Here is a 26,380-nt window from a genome sequence, read left to right on the forward strand (position 1 = left end):
CGAGCGCTTAATATGCAGGAACGACAGGACACCGGCAGTGATGCCGCGTTTACCGGAGCCAGTAGCAACAACCAGCTGGTGGCGGCCGCCAATCCGCTGCTCAACGCGATTCCGCAGATCCGTCATTCGGTCTCCCATGACGATCAGGTGGCGTTACGCCAGCGTCTGATCGATGAGATTCGCCGTTTCGAAGTCCGCTGTCAGCAGGCGGGGCTGCCCTACGAAGTGATCGTCGGGGCACGTTACTGCCTGTGTACGGCGCTCGATGAGGCCGCCGCGCTCACCCCCTGGGGCAGCAGCGGCGTCTGGTCAAGCAACGGTCTGCTGGTGACCTTCCACAACGAAACCTGGGGCGGCGAGAAGTTCTTCCAGCTGCTGGCGCGCCTGTCGCAGAACCCGCGCGAGCATATCCTGCTGCTGGAGATGATCAACTACTGCCTGCTGCTGGGCTTCGAAGGACGCTATCGGGTGCTGGATAATGGCCGCACGCAGCTTGAAACCATCAAGCAGCGGCTGTGGCAGATGATCCGCGGCGTGCGCGGCAGCTATCCGCCGCCGCTTTCTCCCCATCCGGAAGATCGTCCGGTACTGCGCAAGCTCTGGCGGCCGATGGTTCCCCTGTGGGCCTGCGTGGCGCTGGCCGGGTTTATCGCCTGCCTGTTTTATATCGTGCTTAACTGGCGCCTTGGCGATAACACCAACCCGGTGCTGGCGAAGATTTACCAGTCCCAGCTGCCGGAAACCACTATTCAGCAACCGGCCCGTCAGCTTCCGGCGGTGCTGAACCTGCGCGGCTTCCTGAAGCCTGAAATCGAGGCGGGCCTGGTCGCGGTGAAAGACGAAGCGGATCGCAGCGTCGTTATCCTGAAGGGCGACGGGCTGTTTGCCTCTGCCTCTACCGTCGTGCGTGACCGCTATGAACCGGTCATCAACCGCATTGCGCAGGCGATGAATAACGTCAGCGGCAAAATTCTGGTGGTGGGCTACAGCGACAACGTGCCGATCCGCAGCGCGCGCTTTGCCTCGAACTATGAACTCTCTCTGGAACGCGCCCGCTCGGTACAGAAAATGCTGCAGGGAAGCCTCTCTCAGCCTGGCCGCGTGAAAGCGGAAGGGCGGGGCGAGATTAACCCGGTGGCGCCGAACACGACGCCTGAAAACCGCGCCCGTAACCGCCGTGTGGAAATTACTCTGCTGGTGTCGCCTGAAAACACTCAGGCTGAGCTGAACGGATTGCCGCAAGGAAACTAAGGATGCTGACTACACTTCTTTCCATCTTGACCAACCGCATTCTGTGGAGCTTCCTCGGCGTAACGGCGCTTGCGGCGGTGATCTGGATGATTGGTCCCCTGTTGTCCATCGTGGACACCCGACCGCTTGAGTCTGAGCAGAACCGCATTATCAGCATTGCCGTGGTCTATCTGCTCTGGGCGCAGGGCCACATTCTGCCGCGCCTGTACAATGCCTGGCTGAACCGCAAGCTGATGGACAAGCTCAAAGAGAACACCGCCAGCCCGGAAGCGGCGGATCCGCAGAAGCGGCTGAACAGCGAGGAGCAGATCCTCGCCAGCCGCTTTGATGAAGCCGCGCAGATGCTGAAAAAAGCGCACTTCAGCAAAGCGGGCCAGGGCGCCCAGTGGACGCAGCGCTTCAGCACGCAATATCTCTATCAGCTGCCGTGGTACGTCATTATCGGCGCGCCGGGTTCCGGTAAAACCACGGCGCTGGTTAACTCCGGGCTGCAGTTCCCGCTGGCCGATCGCTTCGGTAAAACCGCGCTGCGGGGCATTGGCGGCACGCGTAACTGCGACTGGTGGTTTACCAATGAAGCGGTGCTGCTGGACACGGCGGGCCGCTACACCACCCAGGAGAGCGAGCAGGTGCAGGACGCCGGCGAATGGCTGGAGTTCATGGGGTTACTGCGCAAGTATCGCCGCCGCCAGCCGATCAACGGCGTCATCATCACCATCAGCATTTCTGACCTGCTCACCCAGTCCGCCGAGGCGTCCCGTCAGCAGGCGGTGAACCTGCGCCAGCGTCTGTCCGAGCTGCATGAACAGCTGGGTATCCGCTTCCCGGTGTACGTGATGGTGACCAAGGCCGACCTGCTTAAAGGTTTCCGCGCCTGGTTTGCCGACTACGACAAAGCGCAGCGCGACCAGATCTGGGGCTTTACGCTGCCGTGGGAGCAAACCAAACACGCCGATTACGACCTGATGGGCAACTTCCAGCAGGAGTTTTCTCTGCTCCAGCAGCGCCTTGATGCCGGGCTGCCGGAAACCATGCTGAAAGAGCATGACGCGAAAACCCGCGCTGAAGCATATCTCTTCCCGCAGGAGTTCGCCGCGCTGCGTCCGCTGCTGGCGGATTACCTGAGCACGGTCTTCGCCCGCTCCAACTTCGAAACCGAGTTCTCTCCGCGCGGGATCTACTTCGCCAGCGGGACGCAGGAAGGTATGCCGTTCGACCGCGTGATGGGCGAACTGAACCGCGCGCTGTCGCTGCCGGAAGGGGGAGAGGCGGATAACTGGGATTCGGTCAGCAAAGAAGCGCCTATCCCGGGGGCAAAAGGCCAGAGTTTCTTCATTAAGAACCTGCTGCAAAACGTCATCTTCCAGGAAGCCGGGATCGCGGGCGAAAACCGCTGGTGGGAGCTGCGCAACCGGGCGGTGATCTGGTCCGGCTACGCGGCGCTGCTGGCCCTGTTGGTCATCCTCGGCGGTCTGTGGCTGACCAGCTATGCCAAAAACAAGGCCTATCTGGAAGAGGTGGATGCGAAGGTGCCGCTGCTGGACCAGCAGAGCAAAGCGCTGCAGAACCAGACCCAGCGTGACCTGTTCGATCTGCTGCCGCTGCTGAACGGTCTGGTTGACCTGCCGAAAAGCGACGCGTTTGATGTAAACGATCCGCCCCTATCACGCCGTATGGGGCTCTACCGCGGAGATGACGTCAGCGATGCCTCGCAGTCTCTGTACCAGAAAGCGCTGGATCAGATGCTGTTGCCTGCCGTCGCTATGCACATCACCACCTGGCTGCGCAACGACAACGGTAGCGATGTGGAATATAGCTATGAAGCGCTGAAAGCCTATCAGATGCTGTATCAGCCGAAGCACTACGACGGTAAATTCCTGCATTCGTGGGTGATGCTCAACCTGCAGCGAAATCTGCCGCAGAACGTCACGAAGGCGCAGCTGCAGCAGCTTGAATGGCACCTGACGCAGCTGCTGGAACCGAAAATCCAGGCCTCGCCGTACGCGCAGGATGAATCTCTGGTGGCCCGCGAAAGAGCGATGATCGGCCAGCAGCCGCTCTCCACGCGCGTTTACGGTCGTCTCAAACGCCTGCTTGAACATGATGACAACCTCAAGCCGGTCTCCCTTTCCGATCTGGGCGGACCGCAGAGCGAGCTGGTGTTTTCACGCAAAAGCGGCAAGCCGGTGAGCGAAGGCGTGCCGGGTCTGTATACGCCGGACGGCTACTGGAAAAGCTTTAACGGCCAGATTGACAGCGTAACCACCGCCCTGCACGAGGACGATGCCTGGGTGCTGGGGGCCGCGACGGCGCAGGAAGATAAACAGCAGATCGATAACGCCGTGCGCCAGCTCTACATGCGCGACTTTATCGCGAACTGGGATCGCTTCCTCGCCGACATTCAGCTCAATAACAGCGCCGATCTCTCCCAGCGCATCAACACCGCGCGCCTGCTCTCCGGCGCAAACTCGCCGCTGCGCCGTCTGGTGCAGAACCTGAGCCAGGTCCTGACGCTGTCACGCAATGCGCCAGCGCCGGAAGATGCGGATAAAGCGCAGGCGCAGAGCAGCCGCGCCACCCGCACGCTGGAAGCGCTGTTCAGCAACAATGACGCTGCGCCGACCCAGGCCGCCGTGGTCACCCAGGCGCCGGAACAGCTGGTCACCGACCACTACGCGCCGATGATTGAGCTGGCGCAGCCGCTGGAAAAGGGCGGGAAGACCATCGTGTTTGATGATTTTCTCAAGCAGGTGGATGAGCTCTATCGCTACCTGACCGCCGTCCAGGACGCGGCCAACAGCGGCATGCCGGCACCGGGCGGCGAGGCGATCAGCCGCCTGCAGGCCAGCGCCGGTCGCCTGCCGGGCGGGCTGCAAACCATGTTCAGCAATATGGCGGTGGGCGCCAGCAGCGATACCCAGCGCCGCGACCTCGAAAACGTGCGGAAGCGGATTAACGTTGAGGTGGGCGGATTCTGCCGTCAGGCAATCGCCGGCCGTTACCCGCTGGTGCGCAGCGCCAGCACCGAGGTCACCCCTGACGATCTCGCGCGCATGTTTGCGCCGGGAACCGGGCTGATGGACGCTTTCTTCCGCGACAATCTGACCAATAAAGTGGATACCACGCAGGCAAACTGGCGCTTTATGCCTGGCATCGACGGGAAAACGCTGCCGGGAAGCGAAGGGTTGCTGAGACCGTTCCAGCAGGCCCAGTCGATTCGCGACGCTTTCTTTGCTAATGGCGCCACGACGCCCTCCTTCAAGGTGACGGTTCGCACCGTGCGAATGGATAACTCCATTCTGAACCTGACGCTGGACGTTGACGGCCAGCTGCTGCGCTACAGCCACGGCCCACAGGCCGTACAGATCATGAACTGGCCGGGGCCGGGCGGCACCAACCAGGTACGCATGCAGCTGGGGCTGGCTAACGGCAGCACGGCGACGCTGGTCACCAACGGCGCCTGGGCGCTCAACCGCTTCTTCGATAAAGCGAGCACCAGCCCGGGCGCGGGTAGCCTGAGCCGTCAGGCCACCTTCAACGTCGACGGACATCAGGTCACGCTGGAGTTTGCGCCAAACAGCATTCGTAACCCGTTCCAGCTTCCCCGTTTCTCATGCCCATAACCGCAAGGACAGCCGTATGACGAATACCCCTGCGATGAACCGCTACAGCTGGTATGGCAAATTACCCAGCGCCGGAGATTTTTTGCAGCGTCGCTTTCCTGACACTTTACAGCGCCAGTGGTCACACTGGTTCCAGGTCGGCCTGCTGGCCTGGCAGCAGGAAGAGCAGCGCAGCGGCGAGCGCCAGTTTAACAAAGCGCCAGTCTGGAATTTTGTGGTACCGCCCATGCTGGGCAGCCAGATGATCCAGATGGGCTGTCTGCTGCCCGGCCGCGACAGCGTTGGCCGACAGTATCCGGTTTGCCTGCAGCTGAGCTTCGCCCCGTCAGAGTGGTCGACCAGCCTGCTCAGCCAGGCCGAAAGCTGGTACCAGCAGATTGGGCGCCTGGGGTTGCACGCGGTGCGCAACAGTTTTTCCGCCTCACAGCTGGATGAGATGCTGATGACCATTCCGGCGCCGCAGCCCGTCGAGCCGCAAAAGCGTTCCGACATCCTTGATGTGATTGGCTATGACGAGGACGGGCAGAGCACGCTGGGCTGGCCTCAGGCGGCCGAGTGTTTTGATCCGTTGCGTCAGACCAGCTACTGGTGGACCAACCGCTGCGACGGCTACCCGCTGTACACCCACGTGCACAGCGGTAACTTTACCGGGCAGCTTTTCACCCTGTTGTTCGACCCGGCAGGGGGCGCCCGTCCGGGGCGCCACGGTCTCTATCCGCCCATGTTTGAATAAGCAGGGATCTCATGAATATCGAAGAATTTCTCGCGCCAATCAGTCCCGAAAAACCCTGCGGGGAAAACCTGGAGTACGACGCCGACTTCCAGATCATGAATCAGGCAAGTCTTGGGAAAGCGGAACAGCAGTTTGGCGACACCATTATCCCGGCAGAGCCCGCTGACTGGAACACGGTGGAAAAATACGCCACCAGCCTGCTGACTCGCACCAAAGATCTTCGCGTACTGCTGGCGTTAACCCATGCCTGGACGCGCCGCCGCGGGCTGGCGGGCTACGCGGACGGATTATTGCTGGTGCAGGAGGCGATCGCCCGTTACTGGGAGACGCTCTATCCGCTGCTGGAAGAGTATGGCGAAACCGATCCGTTCTATCGCATTAACGCCCTGGCAGGGCTGAGCGATAAATCCGACCTCACCGTCGCCGTGCGAAACGCCTCGCTTCTGCGTTCAAACGGCGATGAAATTTCGCTCCGGGATGCCCAGGCCCTGCTGGACGGCAGCAAGACGGAATGCCCGGACTATCCCGGCGGCCGTCCACGGCTGATTGACGAGCTGGCCCGCGGCGACCAGCCCGGCACCGCCGCGGTTATCGTCATTAACGAACGTCTGCTGGCGATTCGCGAGCTTCTCACCGGGCATCTCGGTGAAAGCGGCGTGCCCGAGATGGAACAGCTGCTGAAAACCGTCGGACTGGTCGCCAGCGCGTGTCAGGTAACCGACATCAGCAAGCTGCTGCCGAACCGTGAGGCGCAGGCAGAACCCCAGGCCGAGCAGCAGTCGACGGCAGCGCAGCCCGTTCAGCCGGTCACCGACTGGCGCAGCGTGCAGATCACCAGCCGCGCCGACGCGCAGCTGATGCTGGAAAAAGCGAAGCAGTATTTTGCGCAGTACGAACCGAGCCACCCCGCACCGCTGATGATTGAACGGGTGCAGCGGCTGTCAGAACTTAACTTTATGGACATTATTCGCGACCTGGCGCCAGACGGCGTTAACCAACTTGAAAACATCTTTGGGCGCCGCGAATAACGCGTCCAGGCATTATGACGACAGGCATGGAGCCTGCCGTTTCACCTTCACCGCGCATCTTTGATGGAGAACATCATGGCAATGAGTAACAGTGGGCAGAAATTCATCGCACGTAACCGTGCCCCCCGCGTGCAGATCGAGTATGACGTAGAGATCTACGGTGCAGAACGTAAGATTCAGCTGCCGTTTGTGATGGGCGTCATGGCCGATCTGGTCGGCAAACCGGTTGAAAATCTGCCGGCCGTCGACGAGCGTAAATTCCTCGAAATCGACATCGACAACTTTGACGAACGCATGAAGGCGCTGAAGCCGCGCGTGGCGTTCCAGGTGGATAACACCCTGACCGGCGAAGGCAAGCTCAACGTGGATCTGACCTTCGACAGCATGGACGACTTCCTGCCGGATGCGGTGGCCCGCAAGGTCGAGCCGCTGAACAAGCTGCTGGAAGCGCGTACCCAGCTCTCCAACCTGCTGACCTATATGGACGGCAAAAACGGTGCGGAAGAGCTGATCGCTAAAATTCTGCAGGATCCGACGCTGCTCAAATCCCTGAGCCAGTTGCCGAAAAATGACGAAAGCGCGAAAGGTAGCGAGGAATAATCGATGAGCAACCAGACTCAACAACACGAGCAGCAGGCGGGTCAGGCGTTCAGCCAGGATGAATTCAGCGCGCTGCTGAACAAAGAGTTCCGCCCGAAAACCGATCAGGCCCGTTCAGCCGTCGAAAGCGCGGTCAAAACGCTGGCGCAGCAGGCGCTGGAAAATACCGTCACTTTCTCCAACGACACCTACCGCACCATTCAGAACCTGATCGCCGGTATCGACGAGCAGCTGTCGCAGCAGGTAAACCAGATCATTCACCACGAAGAGTTTCAGAAGCTGGAGAGCGCCTGGCGCGGTCTGAGCTACCTGGTGAACAACACTGAAACTGACGAGATGCTGAAGATCCGCTTTATGAGCATCTCCAAGCAGGAGCTGGGCCGCACCCTGAAGCGCTTCAAGGGCGTGGGCTGGGACCAGAGCCCGATCTTCAAGAAAATCTACGAGCAGGAGTACGGTCAGTTCGGCGGCGAGCCGTTTGGCTGCATCGTGGGCGACTACTACTTCGACCATAGCCCGCAGGACGTTGAGCTGCTGGGCGAAATGGCGCGCATCGGCTCTGCGGCGCACTGTCCGTTTATCACCGGTACCGCGCCGGGCGTGATGCAGATGGAGTCCTGGCAGGAGCTGGCTAACCCGCGCGACCTGACCAAGATCTTCCAGAACACCGAATACGCCGCCTGGCGTTCGCTGCGTGAATCCGAAGATGCCCGCTATCTGGGCCTGGTGATGCCGCGCTTCCTGTCGCGCCTGCCGTACGGTATTCGCACCAACCCGGTCGACAGCTTTGACTTTGAAGAGCAGACCGACGGCGCGAACCACAACAGCTACTCCTGGGCGAACGCCGCCTATGCGATGGCCGCCAACATCAACCGCTCCTTCAAAGAGTACGGCTGGTGCACCTCGATTCGCGGCGTGGAGTCCGGCGGGGCGGTGGAAAACCTGCCGTGCCACACCTTCCCGAGCGATGACGGCGGCGTGGACATGAAGTGCCCGACCGAGATCGCCATCAGCGATCGTCGTGAAGCCGAGCTGGCGAAAAACGGCTTTATGCCGCTGGTTCACCGCAAAAACTCCGACTTTGCCGCCTTCATCGGCGCGCAGTCGCTGCAGAAACCGGCCGAGTACCACGACCCGGATGCCACCGCCAACGCGCGTCTGGCCTCTCGTCTGCCGTACCTGTTCGCCTGCTGCCGCTTTGCGCACTACCTGAAGTGCATCGTGCGCGACAAAATCGGCTCCTTCCGCGAGCGCGAAGAGATGGAGCGCTGGCTGAACGACTGGGTCATGAACTACGTCGACGGTGACCCGGCGAACTCCTCTCAGGAGACCAAGTCCCGTAAACCGCTGGCGGCTGCGGAAGTGCAGGTGCAGGAGATTGAAGACAACCCGGGCTACTACGCCGCGAAGTTCTTCCTGCGTCCACACTACCAGCTGGAAGGTCTGACCGTTTCCCTGCGTCTGGTATCTAAACTGCCGTCGCTGAAGACGAAAGACGCGTGATAAAGACACGGACGCCCCCTCTCCCTTGAGGGAGAGGGCGGGGGTAAGGGGAAAATACCGCTGCGGTGGTTATTCATTTTTCCTCAAACGTCACGGTCCGTAAGAATTCAAAAAATTAATCCCCGGTAATGCCGGGCTTATTCGGTTCCAGAATAACGCCCGGTAGTAAAGGCTTCACATTCTTTCCGTTCATTCAGGGGGAATGTAAGACTGTCAAATGACACGGGTCATTTGATATGAGGCAGAGGTAAAATATGGACGGTTTTATTCAGCCCCATGCTTTCCTGTTTGCCATATAAGTGCTTTTTCGAAAGCAATATTGTTCATCCACGAAGAGTAGATATTATGGCTATTGATATGTTTCTGAAGGTCGAGGGTGTTACGGGCGAATCTAAAGATTCTAACCACACCGGCTGGACTGATATTACCTCCTTCTCCTGGGGCGCTTCCCAGCCAGGTAATATGAGCGTTGGCGGTGGCGGCGGTGCCGGTAAAGTTAACTTCAACGACCTGCACGTTAACGCGCTGATCGACAAATCCACCACCGCTATCCTGAAACACTGCGCCAGCGGCAAACACCTGACCAAAGTTGAGCTGTCCGTCTGTAAAGCCGGCGGCCAGCAGGTGGAATACTCCCGCATCACGCTGGAAGATGTGCTGGTCACCTCTGTTCAGTACACCGGTGCTGACAACGGCGATACCGTTGGTGTGACCTATGCATTCCAGGCTGCGAAAGTGAAACAGCAGTACTGGGAGCAGACCACGTCTGGTGGTAAAGGTGCTGAAAGCAGCGCTGGCTGGAACATCAAAGAAAACAAAGAAGCGTAATTGCGTATGTGGCCGGGGAGTTTTCCCCGGTCATTATGATTGCTTCACTATTCGGCGCGTATTTGCGATGGAAAGAGCGTTAACGGTTATACCCATTGTATTATCATGTAGCGCCTGCATATCCCACCCTGCTCAGTTTCAGAGTTTAACTGTTAAGGTGGAAAAAAATGCACCCTGTTTTGGCGTTTCGAATGACACTGAACCAGGTGAGGTTGTGCTAGTTTATGAACCCTCGATATCTCGACGTGCAGGTAACGAATGGGAAAGCATCTTCTCTCCAGGAGCATTTCCTTCCAGCCGCTTTCTGAAATCTGAAGAGTGCCTACGCTGGGATAAAGTAGACTGGCAGTCAGGGGAGTATGATGTGGTATTACAATCGAGAAATCATAATACTATTGTTCGATATGCTACTCGCTTTATTCTCAGTATAAATTCCAGAGGCGAATTATCGCTGGTTAGAATAGAATAGGAGCGTTTTCAAATGTTGATGTTTTTAAGAAAGTGTCAACCTTTGGATATTAATTCAACTCCGTTTTTATTTAAATGGGTATGCTTATTTGTGAGCGTTTTTGTAAAAATCAAAGGGAATGAATATGGCTAGCCAATCATTAGTTAATCCGGGATATTGTATTGTTCAGCAACCCGGAACCCTGGATTTTCAGACAAGGCTTTTATTCAACGATCCAAATAGTGATGCTGCACGTTATTTCATGCAGGTTAATAGTGATGTGCAGTGGTCAAAACCTGGGCAGATGTTGATTCTTGGTGCACCGGGAAGTAATAATTCTGTGCAGCTTAAGCAATTACAGCTCGCTAAAAAGAAAGTCAACGGTGCTCTGGCCGATCTTAATTCTGGTGAAGCGAATTTCTTTAATCAACATTTTAGTACCATAGCTGCAGTCACTAATTTTATGGATAAGTCCCTTGGTGTCGTTGCTGATGCAGGTGAAAAATATTTTAGTGAAATAGAAAAAAACTTAAATCCATTGAATTGGCTTACCAGAATCAGTACAGAGCACAAGGGACATTGATAAGCCAACAGTTTTTTGTTGAACGTCAGCGCCTCTTTTCTGAGTTGGATAGTTTATTAAACAAATTGTCCCGACTGACCTTAAAGATGAAGCCCTATAACGAATTGAAGCATGCATTAGGCTTGTCAAGCAGATCCATTGTACATGAATGGAGTACAGCCGGGGTCGCCTCTATTCGTGGTTATTCAACTTATATCGATAACGCCTCTAAGGCCGCTCGTTTTCTTAAAGCGGGAGGGTGGCTTGCAATAGGTTTTGCAGGTGCAAATACCACTAATGAAGTTTACAATGCCTGCACCGTAGGACGAGAGCAGAGTTGTTCTAAAGTCGCTGTAAAAAAATACAGCAGCTTTGGTGCAAGCCTGGCAGGGGGTATTTACGGTGGTAAATACGGAGCAATGACAGGTGCTGGTGTATGCGTTGCGCTTGGTGTTGCGACGGGGGGCGTAGGACTGCTCGCCTGCTCTATTGTTGGGGCTGCTGCAGGTGGATACGTTGGTGGCGAGATAGCGGGCGGAGCGACTGAGTATATGATGGATAAAATATGGTGAATATAGAGAATTTATCATTATTTCTTATCGTGGTTTTATTGCTGGTTGTTGTAATTATGGATTTGTTCAGTTCTCGTTATTTCAAAAAACACGAGGCTGATTATAATCGGTTACTTTCAGACTATCGGCGCAAGGGATATGATCTGGATCTTGTAACCAACTATGCTTCTTTTTTTGGTTCGCTGGCCAATTATCAAAAAATAATCTGGTTTGTTCGCCTTTATAAAGGCGTTGAAATGAAATTCACGCGTGAAAGGCTTGTTCAGGAAGATGCTTATAAATATGTACAGTCGTTACCTGAAGAAAAAATTGGTTGGATGCTAAAATTACATCGCCGTTATAAGTTACAGGCGTTAATATTCACTCTATGGCTCATTGTTGGATTATATTTTATCACCTTCATTAAATAGTTTTGATATTCAATTTCTCAAACGCCGCCGTTCTCGCCCCGAGAGCGGCAGCGTTTGAGCGCTAATCATACCAGCAGGAATACGCCATGCGATTCACGATTATTTCTACGAAACCCGGTCATCAGCCGCCGCAAAGCAGCTGTGATTTTTACGCCCCGGGCGGCACCATTGGGCGCGGTACGGATAACAATCTGGTGTTGCCGGATAATGACCGCACCATCTCTCGTCTGCAGGCCATTGTTCACGTTGACGCCCAGGGCGAATGCCGCGTGACCAACCGTGGCAGCGTCACCCGCGTGGTATTAAATGACATTCCGCTGGAGCGAGGGCGTCAGGTTGAGCTGCAGGATGGCGACATTCTCGGTATTGATGACTACCGTATCGAAGTGACCGAACTGATCCACGATACGCAGCCCGTAAGCCGTATGGCGGCCAGTATGCATCAGCAGGCGCGTCCGGCAGCCGCACCCGCGCCCGCTGCGCAACCGAAGCCGGCGAGTGCCGCACCGCGCGGGAAGGCCGAGCCAACCGCCGTGCCAACGGAGATCTGGGATAGCCTGATGCAGGAGTTCTCCATCTCTGACAGCATCTCCAGCAATCGTACAAAACCGCAGCCTGCTCCATCGCACGATCCGTTCTCCCAGCCTGCGGCCCCGGAGCGTAACGCGGAAGATCCGCTGGCGATGTTTAACGACAGCGATCCAAAGCTCGAGCGTAAGAATGTCGACCCGGACACGCTGTTCAGCGACGAAGCGTTGTTCAAAAAAGAGAGTATTTTTGACGACGTCACCCCGTCAACGCTGGTGCCGCCGGGCGAGAATAGCCCCGTGAAGCCAGAAGACGAGGCGACGGACGAGCTCGATCCGCTGGCCCTGTTTGGCGGTAAGGCCAGCGCGCCAGCCGCGCGTAATGACGACCCGCTCGGGCTGATGGGCGGCGCGCCATTAACCCATCCGGATGACATTATTGCCGAAAAGCCTGCGCCAGTGCCGGAACCCGAGCAGGAAGAGGACGTGCTGGCCGATTCTCCGCTGTTCGCCCCTGAGCCGCAGGAAGAACCGCGTGCTGAAGAAGAGCCCGCGCGGCCGGATTACGCAGGCTTCACTATGCCAACGCCACAGGCCGTTGCGCGCAGCAGCGCTCAGGCCCCGAAGGGCCGCCTGCGCATTGACCCGGTCAATAACGCCGCCGCCCCAAGCGCTACGGCAAACAGCGGTGAGAAGGGCGAAGTGCTGCAGGGCGAGCTGCTGGAGGCGCTGCTGGAGGGGATGGGGCTGAGCGAAATGCAGCCCGTCCCGCAGTTTGATCGTGAAAATATGCGTCAGCTCGGGCAGATCCTCGGCATGTTCTCTCAGGGGACCGTGGCGCTGCTCTCCTCGCGCTCCATCCTCAAGCGCGGCGTGAAGGCCGATATGACCATGGTGCTGGACGATGCCAACAACCCGTTCAAGCTGTTGCCGACCGGCAAAACCGTGCTGATCCAGATGTTCGGCACCCCGATGCCGGGCTTTATGCCGCCGACCAAATCCGTGCGCGACGCGCTGATCGACCTGCAGGCGCACCAGCTGGGCATGATCTCCGGTATCCGCGCCATCATTGCCGCGATGCTGCAGTCCTTTAACCCGGAACAGCTGGAAGAGCAGGCGAAGCAGAACGGGATGACCTCGCGTCTGGCGCTGCCGGGCAGCCGCAAAGCCGCCCTGTGGGACTATTTTGTGCGCAGCTATGGCGAAACGGCTGGCGAGATTGAGGATGATTTCCACACCCTGTTCGGCGAGGCCTTCCTTCATGCGTACGACATGGAGGTGAATCAGTACAAAGACTCACAGAGCGGATCGGAAGACAAATGAATATCGCAACGGCTTCTCTCTCCCGCCAGGGGACGCGCGCCAGCAACCAGGATCAGACGGGAGAAACCATAGGGGAACGTTCAGCCTGCTTTGTCGTCTGCGACGGAATCGCGGGCCTGCCGGGCGGTGAGGTGGCTGCAGAGCTGGCCCGCAACAGCATTATCTCCCGCTTCGATGGCGACAAACATCTTAATGCGCAGCATATCCGCGACTACGTGCAGACGGCGAACCGCACCATCCTCAGCGAACAGCAGGCCGTTCAGGACTATCGCCGGATGGGCACGACGCTGGTCAGCCTGTTCATTGACCGTGATTACGGCCTGGCCTACTGGGCGCACGCCGGAGACAGCCGCCTGTACCTGTTTCGCCGGGGATGGCTGTGGCATGTGACCACCGACCACAGCCTGGTGCAGCAGATGAAAGACGCCGGTCACCAGACCGACAACCTGAACAGCAACCTGCTCTATCTGGCGCTGGGAATTGAAAACGGCGGGCCGGAAGCGAGCTACAGCGACGTGGTGCAGGTTGAAGACGGCGATGCATTCTTACTCTGCACCGACGGGTTCTGGCACGGCGTTAGCGAAGAGCAAATGAAGCAGTCGCTGCATATGGTCAATACGCCGCAGGAGTGGCTGACCTTAATGAACCAAATCATTCAAAAGAATGGCGAACAGGAGGGGAATGCTCAGGATAACTATACTGCCCTGGCGGTATGGATGGGCAACCCTCAGGACACCACTTTGCTGCACACCCTCTCTGACGCAGCACAATTTCTTCCCTGCGGAACTGATTAGACACACAAGGAATGATATGAAACTTTGGCTATCGGGTTTGGCACTTCTGGCGGTCACCTCCACCGCGCAGGCTGAGAATTTCCGCATCGTGCAGTCTCCTGCGCAGAAGCTGGATATCTGGATCGACAACATTAAAGACAACACGCCGCAGAGCTGGTGTAAGCCTGAGGTGGCGCTGCGCATTGTGGCGAACGGCAAGAAGGACGTCTCCGTGCTGGAGAACTTTGTGCCGCGTCTTGGCTCCCTGCTGGAACACCAGTGCAGCAAAGTGAATAAGCTTAGCTGGACGCTAAACGATCCGGCGGGTACCACGCTGGCGCAGGGTACGGCAGGCAAAGCGCAGGACTGGGCGCTGGTGGTGAAACAGGACCAGGCCGCGCCTGCTGCGACCGTGACCGCAACCCCAACCAGCGGCGCGCTGCTGCCGCCGGACCAGAACGTGGCTTCCCGCACCGTCGCGGCTGACCGCACGCCGTGGCAGGAATTTACCCTGCAGGACGGCTGTCACCTGCGCACCTTCTGGGAAGGTGGCGCTTCCGCTCCGGCGCTCTTTATTCCGGATTCTGACACCACCCGCTGCGGTAACGGCAGCTGGCTGAGTGGTCACACCGTGGTTTCGCAGTCCCGCAACGGCGGACAGAAAGAGATGGCGGTGACCTACATCCACGGCTTCCCGGTGACCGGACTGAATCAAAGCGCCGATCCTGAAAACGCGCTGATCACCTCCGTCAACAAAGAGCGCATGGTGTTCAGCACCCCAAACAGCGACCAGAGCTGGATGATCCTGCCTTACGATAGCGCCCTGAACAGCTGGAAAAGCAACGGCACCGTAGCGGTGGAGATTTCCCGTGAAATCGCCAGCGACGATGCAAAACTGCAGGCGCGTATTGCGGCGGTGAAAAAAACCTGGAGCGCCTGGGTCGCACCCGGCACGCCGCTCAATATCGTCCTGATTGACACCCTGCGTCCTCAGCTGCGCGACCCGGCCGTTGGCGCATGGCGCGCGGCGAATTAAGGAATGGCTATGAATACGCTCTATCAACACCTGGCGGGCGAGTCGATCAGCGATGCGCTGGCGCGCCTTGAAGCTGAAATCAAAGCCCGTCCGGCGGATGCCGATCTCCGCGCCGCGTTCGTGCAGTTTTTAACCCTCAGCGGCAACTGGACGCGCGCGCTGACCCAGCTGAAAAGCTGGCTGGCGCTGAAGCCTCAGGCGAAACCCACCGTCACGCTGCTGGAGCAATCCATTCAGGGCGAGCTGCAGCGCGCGCAGGTGATGGCGGGACAGGCGCGTCCGGCCATGCCGGAAACCCAGTGGCCGTGGCTGACGACCCTGGCCACGGCGCTGAGCGAGGAGGGCGAGCGCGCCCGGGCGCTGCGTCTTGACGGCCTCGATCGGGCTGAAGCCATCCCCGGCCAGATTATCCTCGAAAACGAGGAGACGCAGGCGTTTGACTGGCTGATGGACGGCGATGCCCGTCTCGGCCCGGTCTGCGAAACCATCGTGAACGGCCGTTATTTCTGGCTGCCGTTCAGCGCCATCGCGGAGATCCGTTTCCAGGCGCCCGCCAGCGTGACCGATCTGGTCTGGCGTCACGCGCTGGTGCGCCTGACCGACGGTACGGAGCAGGTGTGTCAGATCCCGGCGCGTTACCCGTTTGCTGCCGATGCCACCGATGCGGTCAGGCTGGGCCGCACCACCGATTGGCAGCCGCTCGACGAAGACGGCATCCTTTACGAAGGCAGGGGCCAGAAGGCCTGGCTGAGCGAGCAAAGCGAATACCCGCTGCTGTCCTTAAGCCTCGTGACGTTTGCGACGGATGGAGCCGATGAGTAATCCCGCTGGCGAAGGCGATCTGCTGCGCAGCGGCTGGCAAGCCCGCAGCAGGCAGGAGAAGGTGGGGGCGCGTGACAAAATGCAGCCCTCGCTGCTGGATCGTCTTACCGATAATGAGCCGGAAAAAAAGCGCGAGTCGGCCAACAGCAATCTGATCACCCACGCCGCCCTGCGCCGCAACGTCCTGCGCGATCTACAGTGGCTGTTTAACACCATCAACCACGATGCCTCCGGCGATTTGAGCGCCTTGCCGCACGTGAAGCGCTCGGTGGTCAACTTCGGCGTCGCGCCGCTGGCCGGGAAAAGAATGTCGGATATCGAATGGCACGACATTCAGCGCAAGCTCACCGAGGCCATCATCAATTTTGAACCGCGCATTTTGCCGCAGGGGCTGCAGGTCCGCTGCGTGTCGGATACCTCCTCGCTGGATCTGCACAACGTGCTCTCCATCGAGATCAAAGGGCGTCTGTGGTGTGTGCCGTACCCGCTGGAGTTTCTGTTTCGTACCGATGTCGATCTGGAAAACGGCCATTTTGAACTGAAAGATGCGGGGTAATCATGGAAAGTAAACTGCTCGAATATTACAACCGCGAGCTGGCCTACCTGCGCGAAATGGGGGCCGAGTTTGCCGAACGCTATCCTAAGGTCGCCGGACGGCTGGGCATGCGCGGCATCGAAGTGGCGGACCCGTATACCGAACGTCTGATGGAGGGCTTCGCCTTCCTGACCTCCCGCGTGCAGATGAAAATGGACGCTGAGTTTCCGCGCTTCTCCCAGCGTCTGCTGGAGATGATTGCCCCTAACTATCTCGCGCCCACGCCGTCGATGGCGATTGCGGAGATTGAGCCCGACAGCAGCCGGGGCGACCTGAGCAAGGGCTTCATTGTGCCGCGCGGTACCATGATGGACAGCCTGGCGCTGAAAAAAACCGGCGTGACCTGCAGCTATACCACGGCGCACGAGGTCAACCTGCTGCCGCTGAAAATCGACAAGGTCGAGCTGGGCGGCGTGCCCGCCGATCTGCCGCTCGCGCAGCTGGGGCTGAGCCAGCGGGGGATCGGCAGCGCCTTACGGATCCGCATCGCCTGCGACGGCCCGCAAAACCTCGGGCACCTGGATTTCGACCGTCTGGAATTTTTCCTCGGCGGTCCGGATATTGAAGCGCTGAAGCTGCTGGAGCTGGTGATGGAGCATCACGCCGGGATCGTCTGCCAGACGGTCAGCCCGCAGCCGCAGCGGCAGCTGCTGGCGTCTGACGCGCTGCGCCAGGAAGGCTTTGAGCCTGACCAGGCCCTGCTTCCGGACGATCTGCGCAACTTTGACGGCTATCGCCTGCTGCAGGAGTATTTCGCGTTTCCGGCCCGCTTCCGCTTCATTAGCCTGAGCGGTCTGGGCAAGCTTATCGAGCGTTGTGAAGGCGAAAAAGCCTTCGACATCTTCATTCTGCTGGATAAGTCGGATGAACAGCTGGAGCGCGTGGTTGATGCCAGCCATCTGGCGCTGCACTGTACGCCGGTCATCAACCTGTTCCCAAAGGTCGCGGCGCGTCAGAAGCTGAATGAAGGCCAGCATGAATACCATCTGGTGGTCGATAATATCCGTCCGCTGGATTATGAAATTTACGCGGTCAAAAAAATCTATGGTAGCGCGGACGGCCAGCGCGATGACCAGACGTTTCGTCCATTCTGGAGCACCTGGAGCGGCGATGCGGGCAACTACGGGGCCTATTTTTCCCTGCGCCGCGAACAGCGCGTGCTGTCCGAGCACGCCCTGCGCTACGGCACGCGAACCGGCTATATCGGCTCGGAGGTGTTTGTTTCGCTGGTGGATGAACAGCACGCCCCGTGGCAGGACAACCTGCGCTATATCTCTGCCGAGGTGCTCTGCACCAGCCGCGATCTGCCGCTGATGCTGCAGCAGGAGCTCGGGCAGTTCATTATGGCCGACTCCATGCCGGTGAAATCCCTCACCCTGCGCAAAGGCCCGACGCCGCCGCGTCCGGCGCTGGCAGAAGGGTTCAGCACCTGGCGGCTCATCAGCCAGCTGCAGATGAACTACCTCAGCCTGATGGACAGCGAAAACGAAGACGGCGCGGCCGCGCTGCGCCAGCTGTTAGGGCTGTACGCCAACCTGGCAGAAACGCCCGTTGCGCGTCAGGTGGAAGGGGTACGCCACTGCGTGCTGGAGCCGGTTCACCGCCGCGTGCCTGAACCCGGCCCGGTCGTTTTCGCCCGCGGGATCGGCATTACCCTGACGGTGGACGAGCGTGCCTTTTCCGGCGCCAGTCCGTGGCTTTTTGGCAGCGTGATGGAACGTCTCTTTGCCCGCCTGGTGTCCATCAACAGCTTTACGGAGTTCACCCTGAAAAGTCAGCAGCGCGGCGAGATTGGCTACTGGGCGCCGCGCATGGGTAAAAGGGCGCTGATATGAGTGACGCTGCCACTGCACCGCTGCGCGTGCATCGCCTGACCCGGCTGCCGGACGCGTTCTGGCAAGGGGTTCGCGAGACGCCCTGGCGCTACGACCTGTTTCAGCTGTTAAGGCGCATTGATGCCCAGGGCGGCGAACGCTACCCGCTGGGACGCGCGCCGCTGCCGAAATTTGAGCCGCTGCGCATCGGCCAGCAGCCGTCGATGAGTTTTGCGCCGTCGACGCTGGCTCAGGTCCGCCAGCGGGAGGAAAGCGGGCTGCACGAGGTGTCTATCCTCAGTTTCGGCCTGTTTGGCCCGAACGGCCCGCTGCCGGTCCATATGACCGAATACGCCCGCGAGCGAATTTATCATCATCAGGACACCAGCCTCAGCGCGTTTGCCGACCTGTTCCATCATCGCCTGGCGCTGCTGTTTTACCGCGCCTGGGCGGATGCGCAGCCCACCGTCTCCCTCGATCGCGCTGATAACAGGCGCTTTGAGGGCTACCTGGCGTCGCTGATTGGCATGGGCCAGCCGGGACAGATGAACAAAGGCAGCCTGAGCTCGCATGCCCGCTTTACCCACGCCGGGCACCTGACCCGTCACGGGCGGGATCCGGAGGGGCTGGAGAAGATCCTGCGCAGCTATTTTAACGCGCCGGTTAAGCTGGTGAGCAACGTGCCGCAGTGGATGCCGCTCTCCACGCGCGAGCAGGCGCAGCTGGGAGCAGGACGCCGCATGCCGCGCATGGGGGAATCCGCCTTTCTCGGCGTTGCCGTCCGCGACGTGCAGCATAAGTTTCGCATCGAAATTGGCCCGCTGAGCGCGGAGGAGTACAACCGTTTTCTGCCGGGTGAAGCGTGGGTCACCGAGCTGCGCGACTGGGTGCGTCAGTACGCCGGGGTGGAGTTTGAATGGGAAACGCGGGTGATCCTGCGTGAAGACGCGGTGCAGGGCACCACGCTCGGCAGCAATGGGCGATTAGGCTATAACACCTGGCTGGGCCTTCAGCCGCAGCCTGTCCCGCGTGGCGATCTGGTGTATTGCGCAGAGCGATAATTTTTCTAACGCATTGTTATCAATGGAACCGAACATGTCAGAAATTAGCCGTGCCGTGCTTTTCGGCAAACTGGATACGCTGTTATTTACCTCTCTGGAAAGCGCCACTGCGTTCTGCAAGCTGCGCGGCAACCCCTATGTTGAGCTGGTGCACTGGCTGCATCAGCTGATGCAGCAGCAGGATGGCGATCTGCAGCAGCTCATCCGCCACTTTGCCCTTGATGAACAGCAGCTGACGCGCGATATCGTGGCGGCGCTGGATGTCCTTCCGCGCGGGGCGAGTTCCGTTTCCGATCTCTCCGAGCACATCGACAGCGCCGTGGAGCGCGCCTGGGTCTTCGGCTCGCTGAAGTTTGGCGTCAGCCGTATTCGCGGCGGCCATTTGCTGATCGGCATGCTTAAAACCTGGAACCTGGCCAACGTGCTGAAAAGCATCTCGTCGCAGTTTACCCGCCTGAACGTCGAGGTGCTGATTGAGCAGTTCGACGCCATCTGCGCCAACAGCAAAGAGACGCAGCAGGCCGCTGCCGCCGTCGACTCACCGGCGGGTGCGGTACCGGCTGCGCAGGGGACGCTGGCCCAGTACGGCCAGGATCTGACCGCCCGCGCCCGCGAAGGGAAGATTGACCCGGTTGTCGGGCGCGACGAGGAGATCCGCCAGATGGTGGATATCCTGATGCGCCGCCGCCAGAACAATCCGCTGCTGACCGGGGAAGCCGGGGTCGGCAAAACGGCGGTGGTGGAAGGGCTGGCGCTGCGTATCGCCGACGGCGACGTTCCGGAGCCGCTGCAAAACATTCAGCTATGGCTGCTGGATATCGGCATGCTGCAGGCTGGGGCAGGCATGAAAGGCGAGTTCGAGGCCCGGCTGCAGGCGCTCATTAATGAAGTCCAGTCCAGCGCCACGCCGATCATTCTGTTTATCGATGAGATCCACACCCTGATTGGCGCAGGCGGCCAGCAGGGGACCGGCGATGCGGCGAACCTGCTGAAGCCTGCCCTGGCGCGCGGACAGCTGCGCACCATCGGGGCCACCACCTGGGCGGAATACAAAAAATACATCGAGAAAGACCCGGCGCTGACCCGTCGTTTCCAGACGGTGCAGGTTCACGAGCCGGACGAAGCGAAAGCCATTCTGATGCTGCGCAGCACCGTGTCGCCGCTGGAGACGCACCATCAGGTGCTGCTGCTCGACGAAGCGGTCAGCGCGGCGGTGAAGCTGTCGCATCGCTACATCCCGGCGCGTCAGCTGCCGGATAAAGCCGTTGCGCTGCTCGACACCGCCTGCGCCCGCGTCGCGGTCAGCCAGAGCGCGCCCCCTGCGCAGCTCGAAGACTGCCTGCGCCACCTTGCCGCGCTGGACGTGGAAATTGAGATCGCTGAGCGTGAAGCGCGCGTGGGAGCCGGTGACGCCGAGCGCGTAACCGCTTTACTCGCCGAACGCGACGCGTATGAGACAAAACGCGAAGCCCTGTCCCGGCGCTGGGAAGAAGAGCGCAGCCTGGTGCAGGAGATTATTCGCCTGCGCGCCGCGCTGTTCGCGGCGGGTGATGAAGATAGCGCCGAGCTGCGCGGCCAGCTGGCGGAACAGCAGCTGGCGCTGAACGCCCTGCAGGGTGATGAACCGCTGCTGTTTGCGGCGGTGGATGAAAACGTGGTTGCCGCGGTGGTCTCTGACTGGACCGGGATCCCGCTGGGCCGGATGGTGAAAAACGAGATCGACGCGGTGCTCAACCTCGCCGACACGCTTAACCAGCGCGTTATCGGCCAGCGTCACGGCCTGGATCTTATTGCCCGCCGCGTGAAAACCTCGCGGGCGAAGCTGGACGATCCCAACAAACCGGTGGGCGTCTTTATGCTGTGCGGCCCGTCCGGGGTCGGTAAAACCGAAACCGCGCTGGCGCTCGCGGAATCCCTCTACGGCGGCGAGCAGAACGTTATCACCATCAACATGAGTGAGTTCCAGGAAGCGCACACCGTTTCCACCTTAAAAGGTGCGCCTCCGGGGTACGTAGGGTATGGTGAAGGCGGCGTGTTGACCGAGGCCGTGCGCCGCCGCCCGTACAGCGTGGTGCTGCTGGACGAAATTGAAAAAGCGCACCCGGACGTCCACGAGATCTTCTTCCAGGTCTTTGATAAAGGCTGGATGGAAGACGGCGAGGGGCGCCACATCGATTTCCGGAACACCATCATTATTCTGACCTCCAACGTCGGCACCGACCTGATTAGCGCCATGTGCGCCGATCCGGAGCTGATGCCGGAGCCTGATGCGTTAAGCGGCGCCCTGCGCCAGCCGCTGCTGGAGGTCTTCCCACCGGCGCTGCTGGGCCGCCTGCTGGTGGTGCCGTACTACCCGCTCAGCGACGAGATGCTGGGGCAGATTGTTCGCCTGCAGCTCAAGCGCATTCAGCGTCGTCTGGAAGAGAATCACAGCATTATTTCTGAGTTTGACGACAGCGTGGTGGAACAGATTGTTCAGCGCTGTACCGAGGTGGAGTCCGGGGGCCGCATGGTGGATGCTATTCTGACCAACACCTTGCTGCCTCAGATGAGCCAGATCTTACTTACCGCCAGCCGCAGCGACGAGCAGTACCGACGTCTGCACGTCACCTGCGAGCAGGGCGAGTTTCACTGTCAGTTTGCCGCGTAATAATCATCAAGAGAACTGTAAAAGATGACGGATAATGATAACAATCGGACTGTCCCAAACGCGCTCCCGGTCGGGTACCGCTTCAACGAGTTTGAAATCAAAGAGGTGATCGGCGGCGGCGGTTTTGGCATCGTCTATCGCGCGTGGGATCACCAGCTCGAACGCACTATCGCTATCAAAGAATTTATGCCTTCCTCGCTCGCCGTGCGCGGCGACGACATGACCCTTGTGCTGCGCAGCGAGCGCTTTGGCAAAGCGTTTTCCGCAGGCCTGAACAGCTTTATTCAGGAGGCGCGTCTGCTGGCGCGCTTTAACCACCCGAACCTGCTGCACGTCCTGCGTTTCTGGGTGCAAAACGACACGGCCTACATGGGGACGCTGTTTTACAGCGGGACCACGCTTTCGCGCCTGCGCGAGGAAAAGCCGGAGCTGATCAACGAGGCCTGGATCCGCCGCACGCTGCCGATGCTGTTCGGTGCGATCAAGACCATCCACAACGAAGGCTATCTGCACCGCGACATCTCGCTGGATAACATTCAGATCCAGGATAACGGCCTGCCGGTGCTGCTTGATTTCGGCTCCGCGCGCCGCACCATCGGTAACCTTTCCGATGAAACGGAAACCATGCTGCGCCCGGGCTTTGCGCCGATCGAGCAGTACACCGACGACAACGAAAGCGAGCAGGGCCCGTGGACGGATATTTACGCCCTCGGCGCGGTGCTGCGTACCCTGATTGTGGGTTCTCCGCCGCCGGTCAGCGTGGTGCGCTCGATTCAGGATACCTGCAAACCGCTGGTGGAAATTATGCCGCAGGGCTATTCCATTCCGCTGCTGCAGGCCATCGACCGCGCGCTGGCGCTGCACATGGAGGACCGTCCGCAGTCAATCGACGAGTTCGCCGCGCTGATAGAGATGCCGGTCGCAGGGATCAACGACGTGCTGACGGCGAAAAAGCCCGGCACGATGCTGGTTCCGGTCGAAGACGAAAAACCGGCTTCGCTGCTCGACTGGCGCCGCTACAAGATCCCTGGCATGGTTGCCGCAGGCGTGCTGGTGGGTATTGTCGCCGGGGCGATGCTGTTCAGCGGCGGTAACGATGCTCCCGAGCAGGCTGCACAGGCACCGGCAGAGACGCGTTCGACTGAAACCGCCGCACACGCGCCGGACATGAAGCCGGAAACGGCGAAGGTTAACGAGCAGGCGACGGCCCAGCAGACTCCGCCGCCTGTGGAGAGCCCGGTTGCGCTGGTCTATATCCGCATCCTCGACGGCGAAACGCTGAAAGTGAACGGCGAGCCAAAAGCGCTGCGTCCGGCGACCAACGGCTATGCATCGCTCAAGCTGCCGGCCGGTGAGGTGAAGATTGAACTCCAGGGCAACGGAAGAACGCGTGGCCAGACGCTGGATATCACCAAGCCGGGCACCTGGCTGGTGAACCCTTAGAATTACGCTCAGTCACAGATGCGAACCTCTTTTCTGAATCGCATAAGCTAGATGGAATAAAGATTATGCTCAACCGAATTACCGTTCAGCTCCCGGTGGAGGGGCTTCTGTTCTGGAAACTGACGGGCCGCGAGGCGATGTCCGAGTCGTTCGCGCTGACGCTGACCGTGCTCGGCACGGACGCGCGCATTGACCGCAGCAAGCTGCTGGGCCAGCCGGTCACGGTGACCATCCCGACGCAGAACCTGCTGACGTCCCGCTATGTTAACGGCAAAATTACCCGCGTGGCGGTCAGCGCCGTCGAGCTGACGGGCACCCGCTATGCGGTGTACCAGCTGACGGTTGAGCCGGACCTGTGGACGATGAAGCGCGACCGTAACCTGCGTATCTTCCAGGGGCAGACGGTGCCGCAGATTGTGAAAACCCTGCTGGGCGAGCATCAGGTTAACGTTGAGGATAAACTCACCGGCAGCTACCGGGTGTGGGACTACTGCGTGCAGTATCAGGAGTCGAGCCTGGACTTCATCAGCCGCCTGATGGAGCTGGAGGGGATTGCCTATCACTTCAGCCACGAGGCGGACAAACACACCCTGGTGCTCACCGACGCCGCCACGCAGCATCAGCCGTTCAGCGGCTATGAGGTCATTCCTTACCACCAGACGCCGTCAGGCGGCAGTACGGACGAAGAGGGCATCAGCCAGTGGGCGCTGGAGGACAGCGTGACGCCGGGGATTTACAGCCTCGACGACTATGACTTCCGCAAGCCGAACGCGTGGCTGTTCCAGGCCCAGCAGAACCCGGCGTCGCCGAAGCCGGGCAGCATCGACGTGTACGACTGGCCGGGTCGCTTTGTGGACAAAGGCCACGGGGAGTTTTATGCCCGTATTCGTCAGGAACGCTGGCAGGTTGAACATCAGCAGATTCAGGCCACCGCCACGGCGGCGGGGATTGCGCCAGGGCACACCTTCACCTTAACCAACGCGCCGTTCTTCAGCGACAACGGCGAGTATCTGGTGACGGCGGCGGGTTATCACTTCGAAGAGAACCGCTACGCCAGCGGCGAGGGTGAAACCATTCACCGCACCGATTTTACGGTCATCCCGTCGGCGGTGGTCTACCGTCCGGCGCAGACCACGGCGTGGCCGCGCACCTACGGCCCGCAGACCGCGAAAGTAGTGGGGCCGAAGGGCGAGAGTATCTGGACGGACAAATACGGCCGCGTGAAGGTGAAGTTCCACTGGGACCGCCTGGCGAAGGGCGATGACACCAGCTCCTGCTGGGTGCGCGTGTCGAGCGCGTGGGCGGGCCAGGGCTACGGCGGGGTGCAAATTCCGCGCGTCGGCGACGAGGTGGTGGTGGACTTTATCAACGGCGACCCGGACCGTCCGATTATTACCGGTCGCGTGTACAACGACGCGAGCATGCCGCCGTGGGCGCTGCCTGCCGCCGCGACGCAGATGGGCTTTATGAGCCGCACGAAAGACGGTTCCGTCGACAATGCCAACGCCCTGCGGTTTGAGGATAAAGCGGGCGCAGAGCAGGTGTGGATCCAGGCCGAGCGCAACATGGACACCAGCGTTAAGAACGATGAAACGCACAGCGTCGGCGGGGCGCGCAGCCATTACGTGAAGAAAAATGAACTGCATCGCGTGGAAGCGAACCAAACCCAGGCCGTGAAAGGTGGAACCGAGATCCTGACGGGGAAAGGCAAGCTGGATGCGGCGGTGGAGCAGTACGTCATTGCTTCCGGGACGAAGCTGCGGCTGGTCTCCGGTGAGAGCGCCATTGAGCTGAACGCTAACGGCAAGATTAACCTGATCGGCAAAGAGTTTAACTTCTTCGTGGAAGGGGATGGGTATATCACCACGGGCGGTAAGCTGCATCTGAATACCTCTGGCACCAAGCCGGGCACAACGGCACCGGGATCGGGGCATAAAGGGGATATTGATGCGTCGGTGCAGGCGTATTTCTCTCCGGATCAGGCTAAAAAATCTGCCGGTGCGGGAGTTGCCGGAGGATCGGGTAAAGCGGCGCCTGCGCAAAACAATTCTGCTGCTACAACGGGCACAGACAAAACCAGTGAATATAATTATTCGTTGCAGGACATGGTGGATAAGCAAAAGAATTTAAAGGCTAAACCTCAAAAGTGGACGCGACGCGGTTTTGTCAACGCCTCTGAAGATGATATTAAGAAATATGCAAACCCGGATAACTACAATACTGGAACTGATAAATATCAGTTCCTTGATCTCTCATCTTCATCAGGTGTTTCTGAAACTGATATGGCTTCCTTCCTGAAAGGTAAAGGCGTACTTGAAGGTCAAGAAAAAACATATCTTGATGCAGCAAAGAAATACAATGTCAGTGAAGTTTACCTGGCCTCACATTCTGCTCTCGAAACAGGTAACGGAGCGAGTGAACTGGCGAAAGGTGTCGAGGTCAATGGTGTAAAAGTTTATAATATGTACGGTATTGGCGCTTTAGATGGCAATGCTGTTAAAACAGGATCCAATTACGCATATAAAATGGGATGGACTTCGCCAGAGAAAGCGATAGATGGTGGTGCGAAATGGATTTCCGAAAAATACATCAATAATGCGGATTATGCCCAAAACAATCTTTATAAGATGCGATGGAACCCAGCTTCGCCAGGAACACATCAGTATGCAACTGATGTTAACTGGGCTGTAGCCCAAACATCAAACATGAAGAAAATGTTTGATAATTTCCCTGGGGCAAACCTATCATATGATATTCCAAAGTTTAAGTAATGGATCA

18 protein-coding genes and 1 pseudogene are annotated in these 26,380 nt (G+C 59.0%); all 19 read left to right on the top strand.

The annotated features are described in order from the left end of the window. Nucleotides 1-12 precede the first annotated feature (12 nt). Nucleotides 13-1,251 (top strand): DotU family type VI secretion system protein, encoded by a 1,239-nt coding sequence (locus HCH49_RS03575; RefSeq protein ID WP_033145801.1) that lies wholly within the window; start codon nucleotides 13-15, stop codon nucleotides 1,249-1,251. A 2-nt stretch (nucleotides 1,252-1,253) separates the two neighbouring features. Beyond that, complete coding sequence (tssM, locus tag HCH49_RS03580) at nucleotides 1,254-4,874, top strand: type VI secretion system membrane subunit TssM (RefSeq protein ID WP_221702202.1); 3,621 nt, start codon at nucleotides 1,254-1,256, stop codon at nucleotides 4,872-4,874. A gap of 16 nt (nucleotides 4,875-4,890) precedes the next feature. Beyond that, nucleotides 4,891-5,607, top strand: a complete 717-nt coding sequence (tagF, locus tag HCH49_RS03585; protein WP_033145799.1) for a type VI secretion system-associated protein TagF — start codon at nucleotides 4,891-4,893, stop codon at nucleotides 5,605-5,607. Between the two features lie 11 nt (nucleotides 5,608-5,618). After that, the gene (tssA, locus tag HCH49_RS03590; RefSeq protein WP_087822756.1) at nucleotides 5,619-6,635 is read left to right on the top strand and encodes a type VI secretion system protein TssA; all 1,017 of its coding nucleotides are present in this window, start codon (nucleotides 5,619-5,621) and stop codon (nucleotides 6,633-6,635) included. A gap of 75 nt (nucleotides 6,636-6,710) precedes the next feature. Further along, a complete protein-coding gene (gene tssB, locus HCH49_RS03595) occupies nucleotides 6,711-7,235 on the top strand; it encodes a type VI secretion system contractile sheath small subunit (protein ID WP_008502644.1) in 525 nt (174 codons plus the stop codon). 3 nt (nucleotides 7,236-7,238) lie between these two features. Continuing rightward, nucleotides 7,239-8,738 carry a type VI secretion system contractile sheath large subunit gene (tssC, locus tag HCH49_RS03600; protein ID WP_014884232.1) on the top strand — a complete coding sequence of 500 codons (1,500 nt, stop codon included), beginning with the start codon at nucleotides 7,239-7,241 and terminating at the stop codon, nucleotides 8,736-8,738. Nucleotides 8,739-9,083: 345 nt separating this feature from the next. Then, complete coding sequence (locus HCH49_RS03605) at nucleotides 9,084-9,566, top strand: Hcp family type VI secretion system effector (protein ID WP_008502640.1); 483 nt, start codon at nucleotides 9,084-9,086, stop codon at nucleotides 9,564-9,566. 593 nt (nucleotides 9,567-10,159) lie between these two features. Next, nucleotides 10,160-11,148, top strand: a pseudogene (locus tag HCH49_RS03610) (hypothetical protein). Then, nucleotides 11,142-11,558 (top strand): hypothetical protein, encoded by a 417-nt coding sequence (locus HCH49_RS03615; RefSeq protein ID WP_221702203.1) that lies wholly within the window; start codon nucleotides 11,142-11,144, stop codon nucleotides 11,556-11,558. The pseudogene HCH49_RS03610 and the gene HCH49_RS03615 overlap by 7 nt, the downstream one beginning before the upstream one ends. Before the next feature lie 86 nt (nucleotides 11,559-11,644). After that, the gene (gene tagH / locus HCH49_RS03620) at nucleotides 11,645-13,408 is read left to right on the top strand and encodes a type VI secretion system-associated FHA domain protein TagH (RefSeq protein ID WP_033145792.1); all 1,764 of its coding nucleotides are present in this window, start codon (nucleotides 11,645-11,647) and stop codon (nucleotides 13,406-13,408) included. Then, on the top strand, nucleotides 13,405-14,202 hold the full coding sequence (locus tag HCH49_RS03625; protein WP_014884226.1) for a PP2C family protein-serine/threonine phosphatase: 798 nt from the start codon (nucleotides 13,405-13,407) through the stop codon (nucleotides 14,200-14,202). Before tagH ends, HCH49_RS03625 begins: the two co-directional genes overlap by 4 nt. A gap of 16 nt (nucleotides 14,203-14,218) precedes the next feature. Further along, nucleotides 14,219-15,217: a hypothetical protein gene (locus HCH49_RS03630; RefSeq protein WP_033145791.1), complete on the top strand. Its 999-nt coding sequence runs from the start codon at nucleotides 14,219-14,221 to the stop codon at nucleotides 15,215-15,217. A 9-nt stretch (nucleotides 15,218-15,226) separates the two neighbouring features. Further along, a complete protein-coding gene (locus HCH49_RS03635) occupies nucleotides 15,227-16,039 on the top strand; it encodes a type VI secretion system accessory protein TagJ (protein ID WP_221702204.1) in 813 nt (270 codons plus the stop codon). Further along, on the top strand, nucleotides 16,032-16,595 hold the full coding sequence (gene tssE, locus HCH49_RS03640; protein WP_045888006.1) for a type VI secretion system baseplate subunit TssE: 564 nt from the start codon (nucleotides 16,032-16,034) through the stop codon (nucleotides 16,593-16,595). Before HCH49_RS03635 ends, tssE begins: the two co-directional genes overlap by 8 nt. 2 nt (nucleotides 16,596-16,597) lie before the next feature. Further along, complete coding sequence (gene tssF / locus HCH49_RS03645) at nucleotides 16,598-18,469, top strand: type VI secretion system baseplate subunit TssF (protein WP_063440441.1); 1,872 nt, start codon at nucleotides 16,598-16,600, stop codon at nucleotides 18,467-18,469. Further along, nucleotides 18,466-19,509, top strand: coding sequence for a type VI secretion system baseplate subunit TssG (gene tssG, locus HCH49_RS03650; RefSeq protein WP_221702205.1), 1,044 nt, complete (start codon nucleotides 18,466-18,468; stop codon nucleotides 19,507-19,509). The genes tssF and tssG overlap by 4 nt, the downstream gene beginning before the upstream one ends. Before the next feature lie 34 nt (nucleotides 19,510-19,543). Then, nucleotides 19,544-22,159 (top strand): type VI secretion system ATPase TssH, encoded by a 2,616-nt coding sequence (gene tssH, locus HCH49_RS03655; RefSeq protein ID WP_221702208.1) that lies wholly within the window; start codon nucleotides 19,544-19,546, stop codon nucleotides 22,157-22,159. A gap of 24 nt (nucleotides 22,160-22,183) precedes the next feature. Then, complete coding sequence (locus tag HCH49_RS03660; RefSeq protein ID WP_221702209.1) at nucleotides 22,184-23,602, top strand: serine/threonine-protein kinase; 1,419 nt, start codon at nucleotides 22,184-22,186, stop codon at nucleotides 23,600-23,602. 65 nt (nucleotides 23,603-23,667) lie between these two features. After that, complete coding sequence (gene tssI / locus HCH49_RS03665; protein ID WP_221702210.1) at nucleotides 23,668-26,373, top strand: type VI secretion system tip protein TssI/VgrG; 2,706 nt, start codon at nucleotides 23,668-23,670, stop codon at nucleotides 26,371-26,373. The last annotated feature ends 7 nt before the right edge of the window (nucleotides 26,374-26,380 follow it).

It is taken from the genome of Enterobacter sp. Y17 (assembly GCF_019730495.1).
Classification (GTDB): Bacteria; Pseudomonadota; Gammaproteobacteria; order Enterobacterales; family Enterobacteriaceae; genus Enterobacter; species Enterobacter asburiae_B.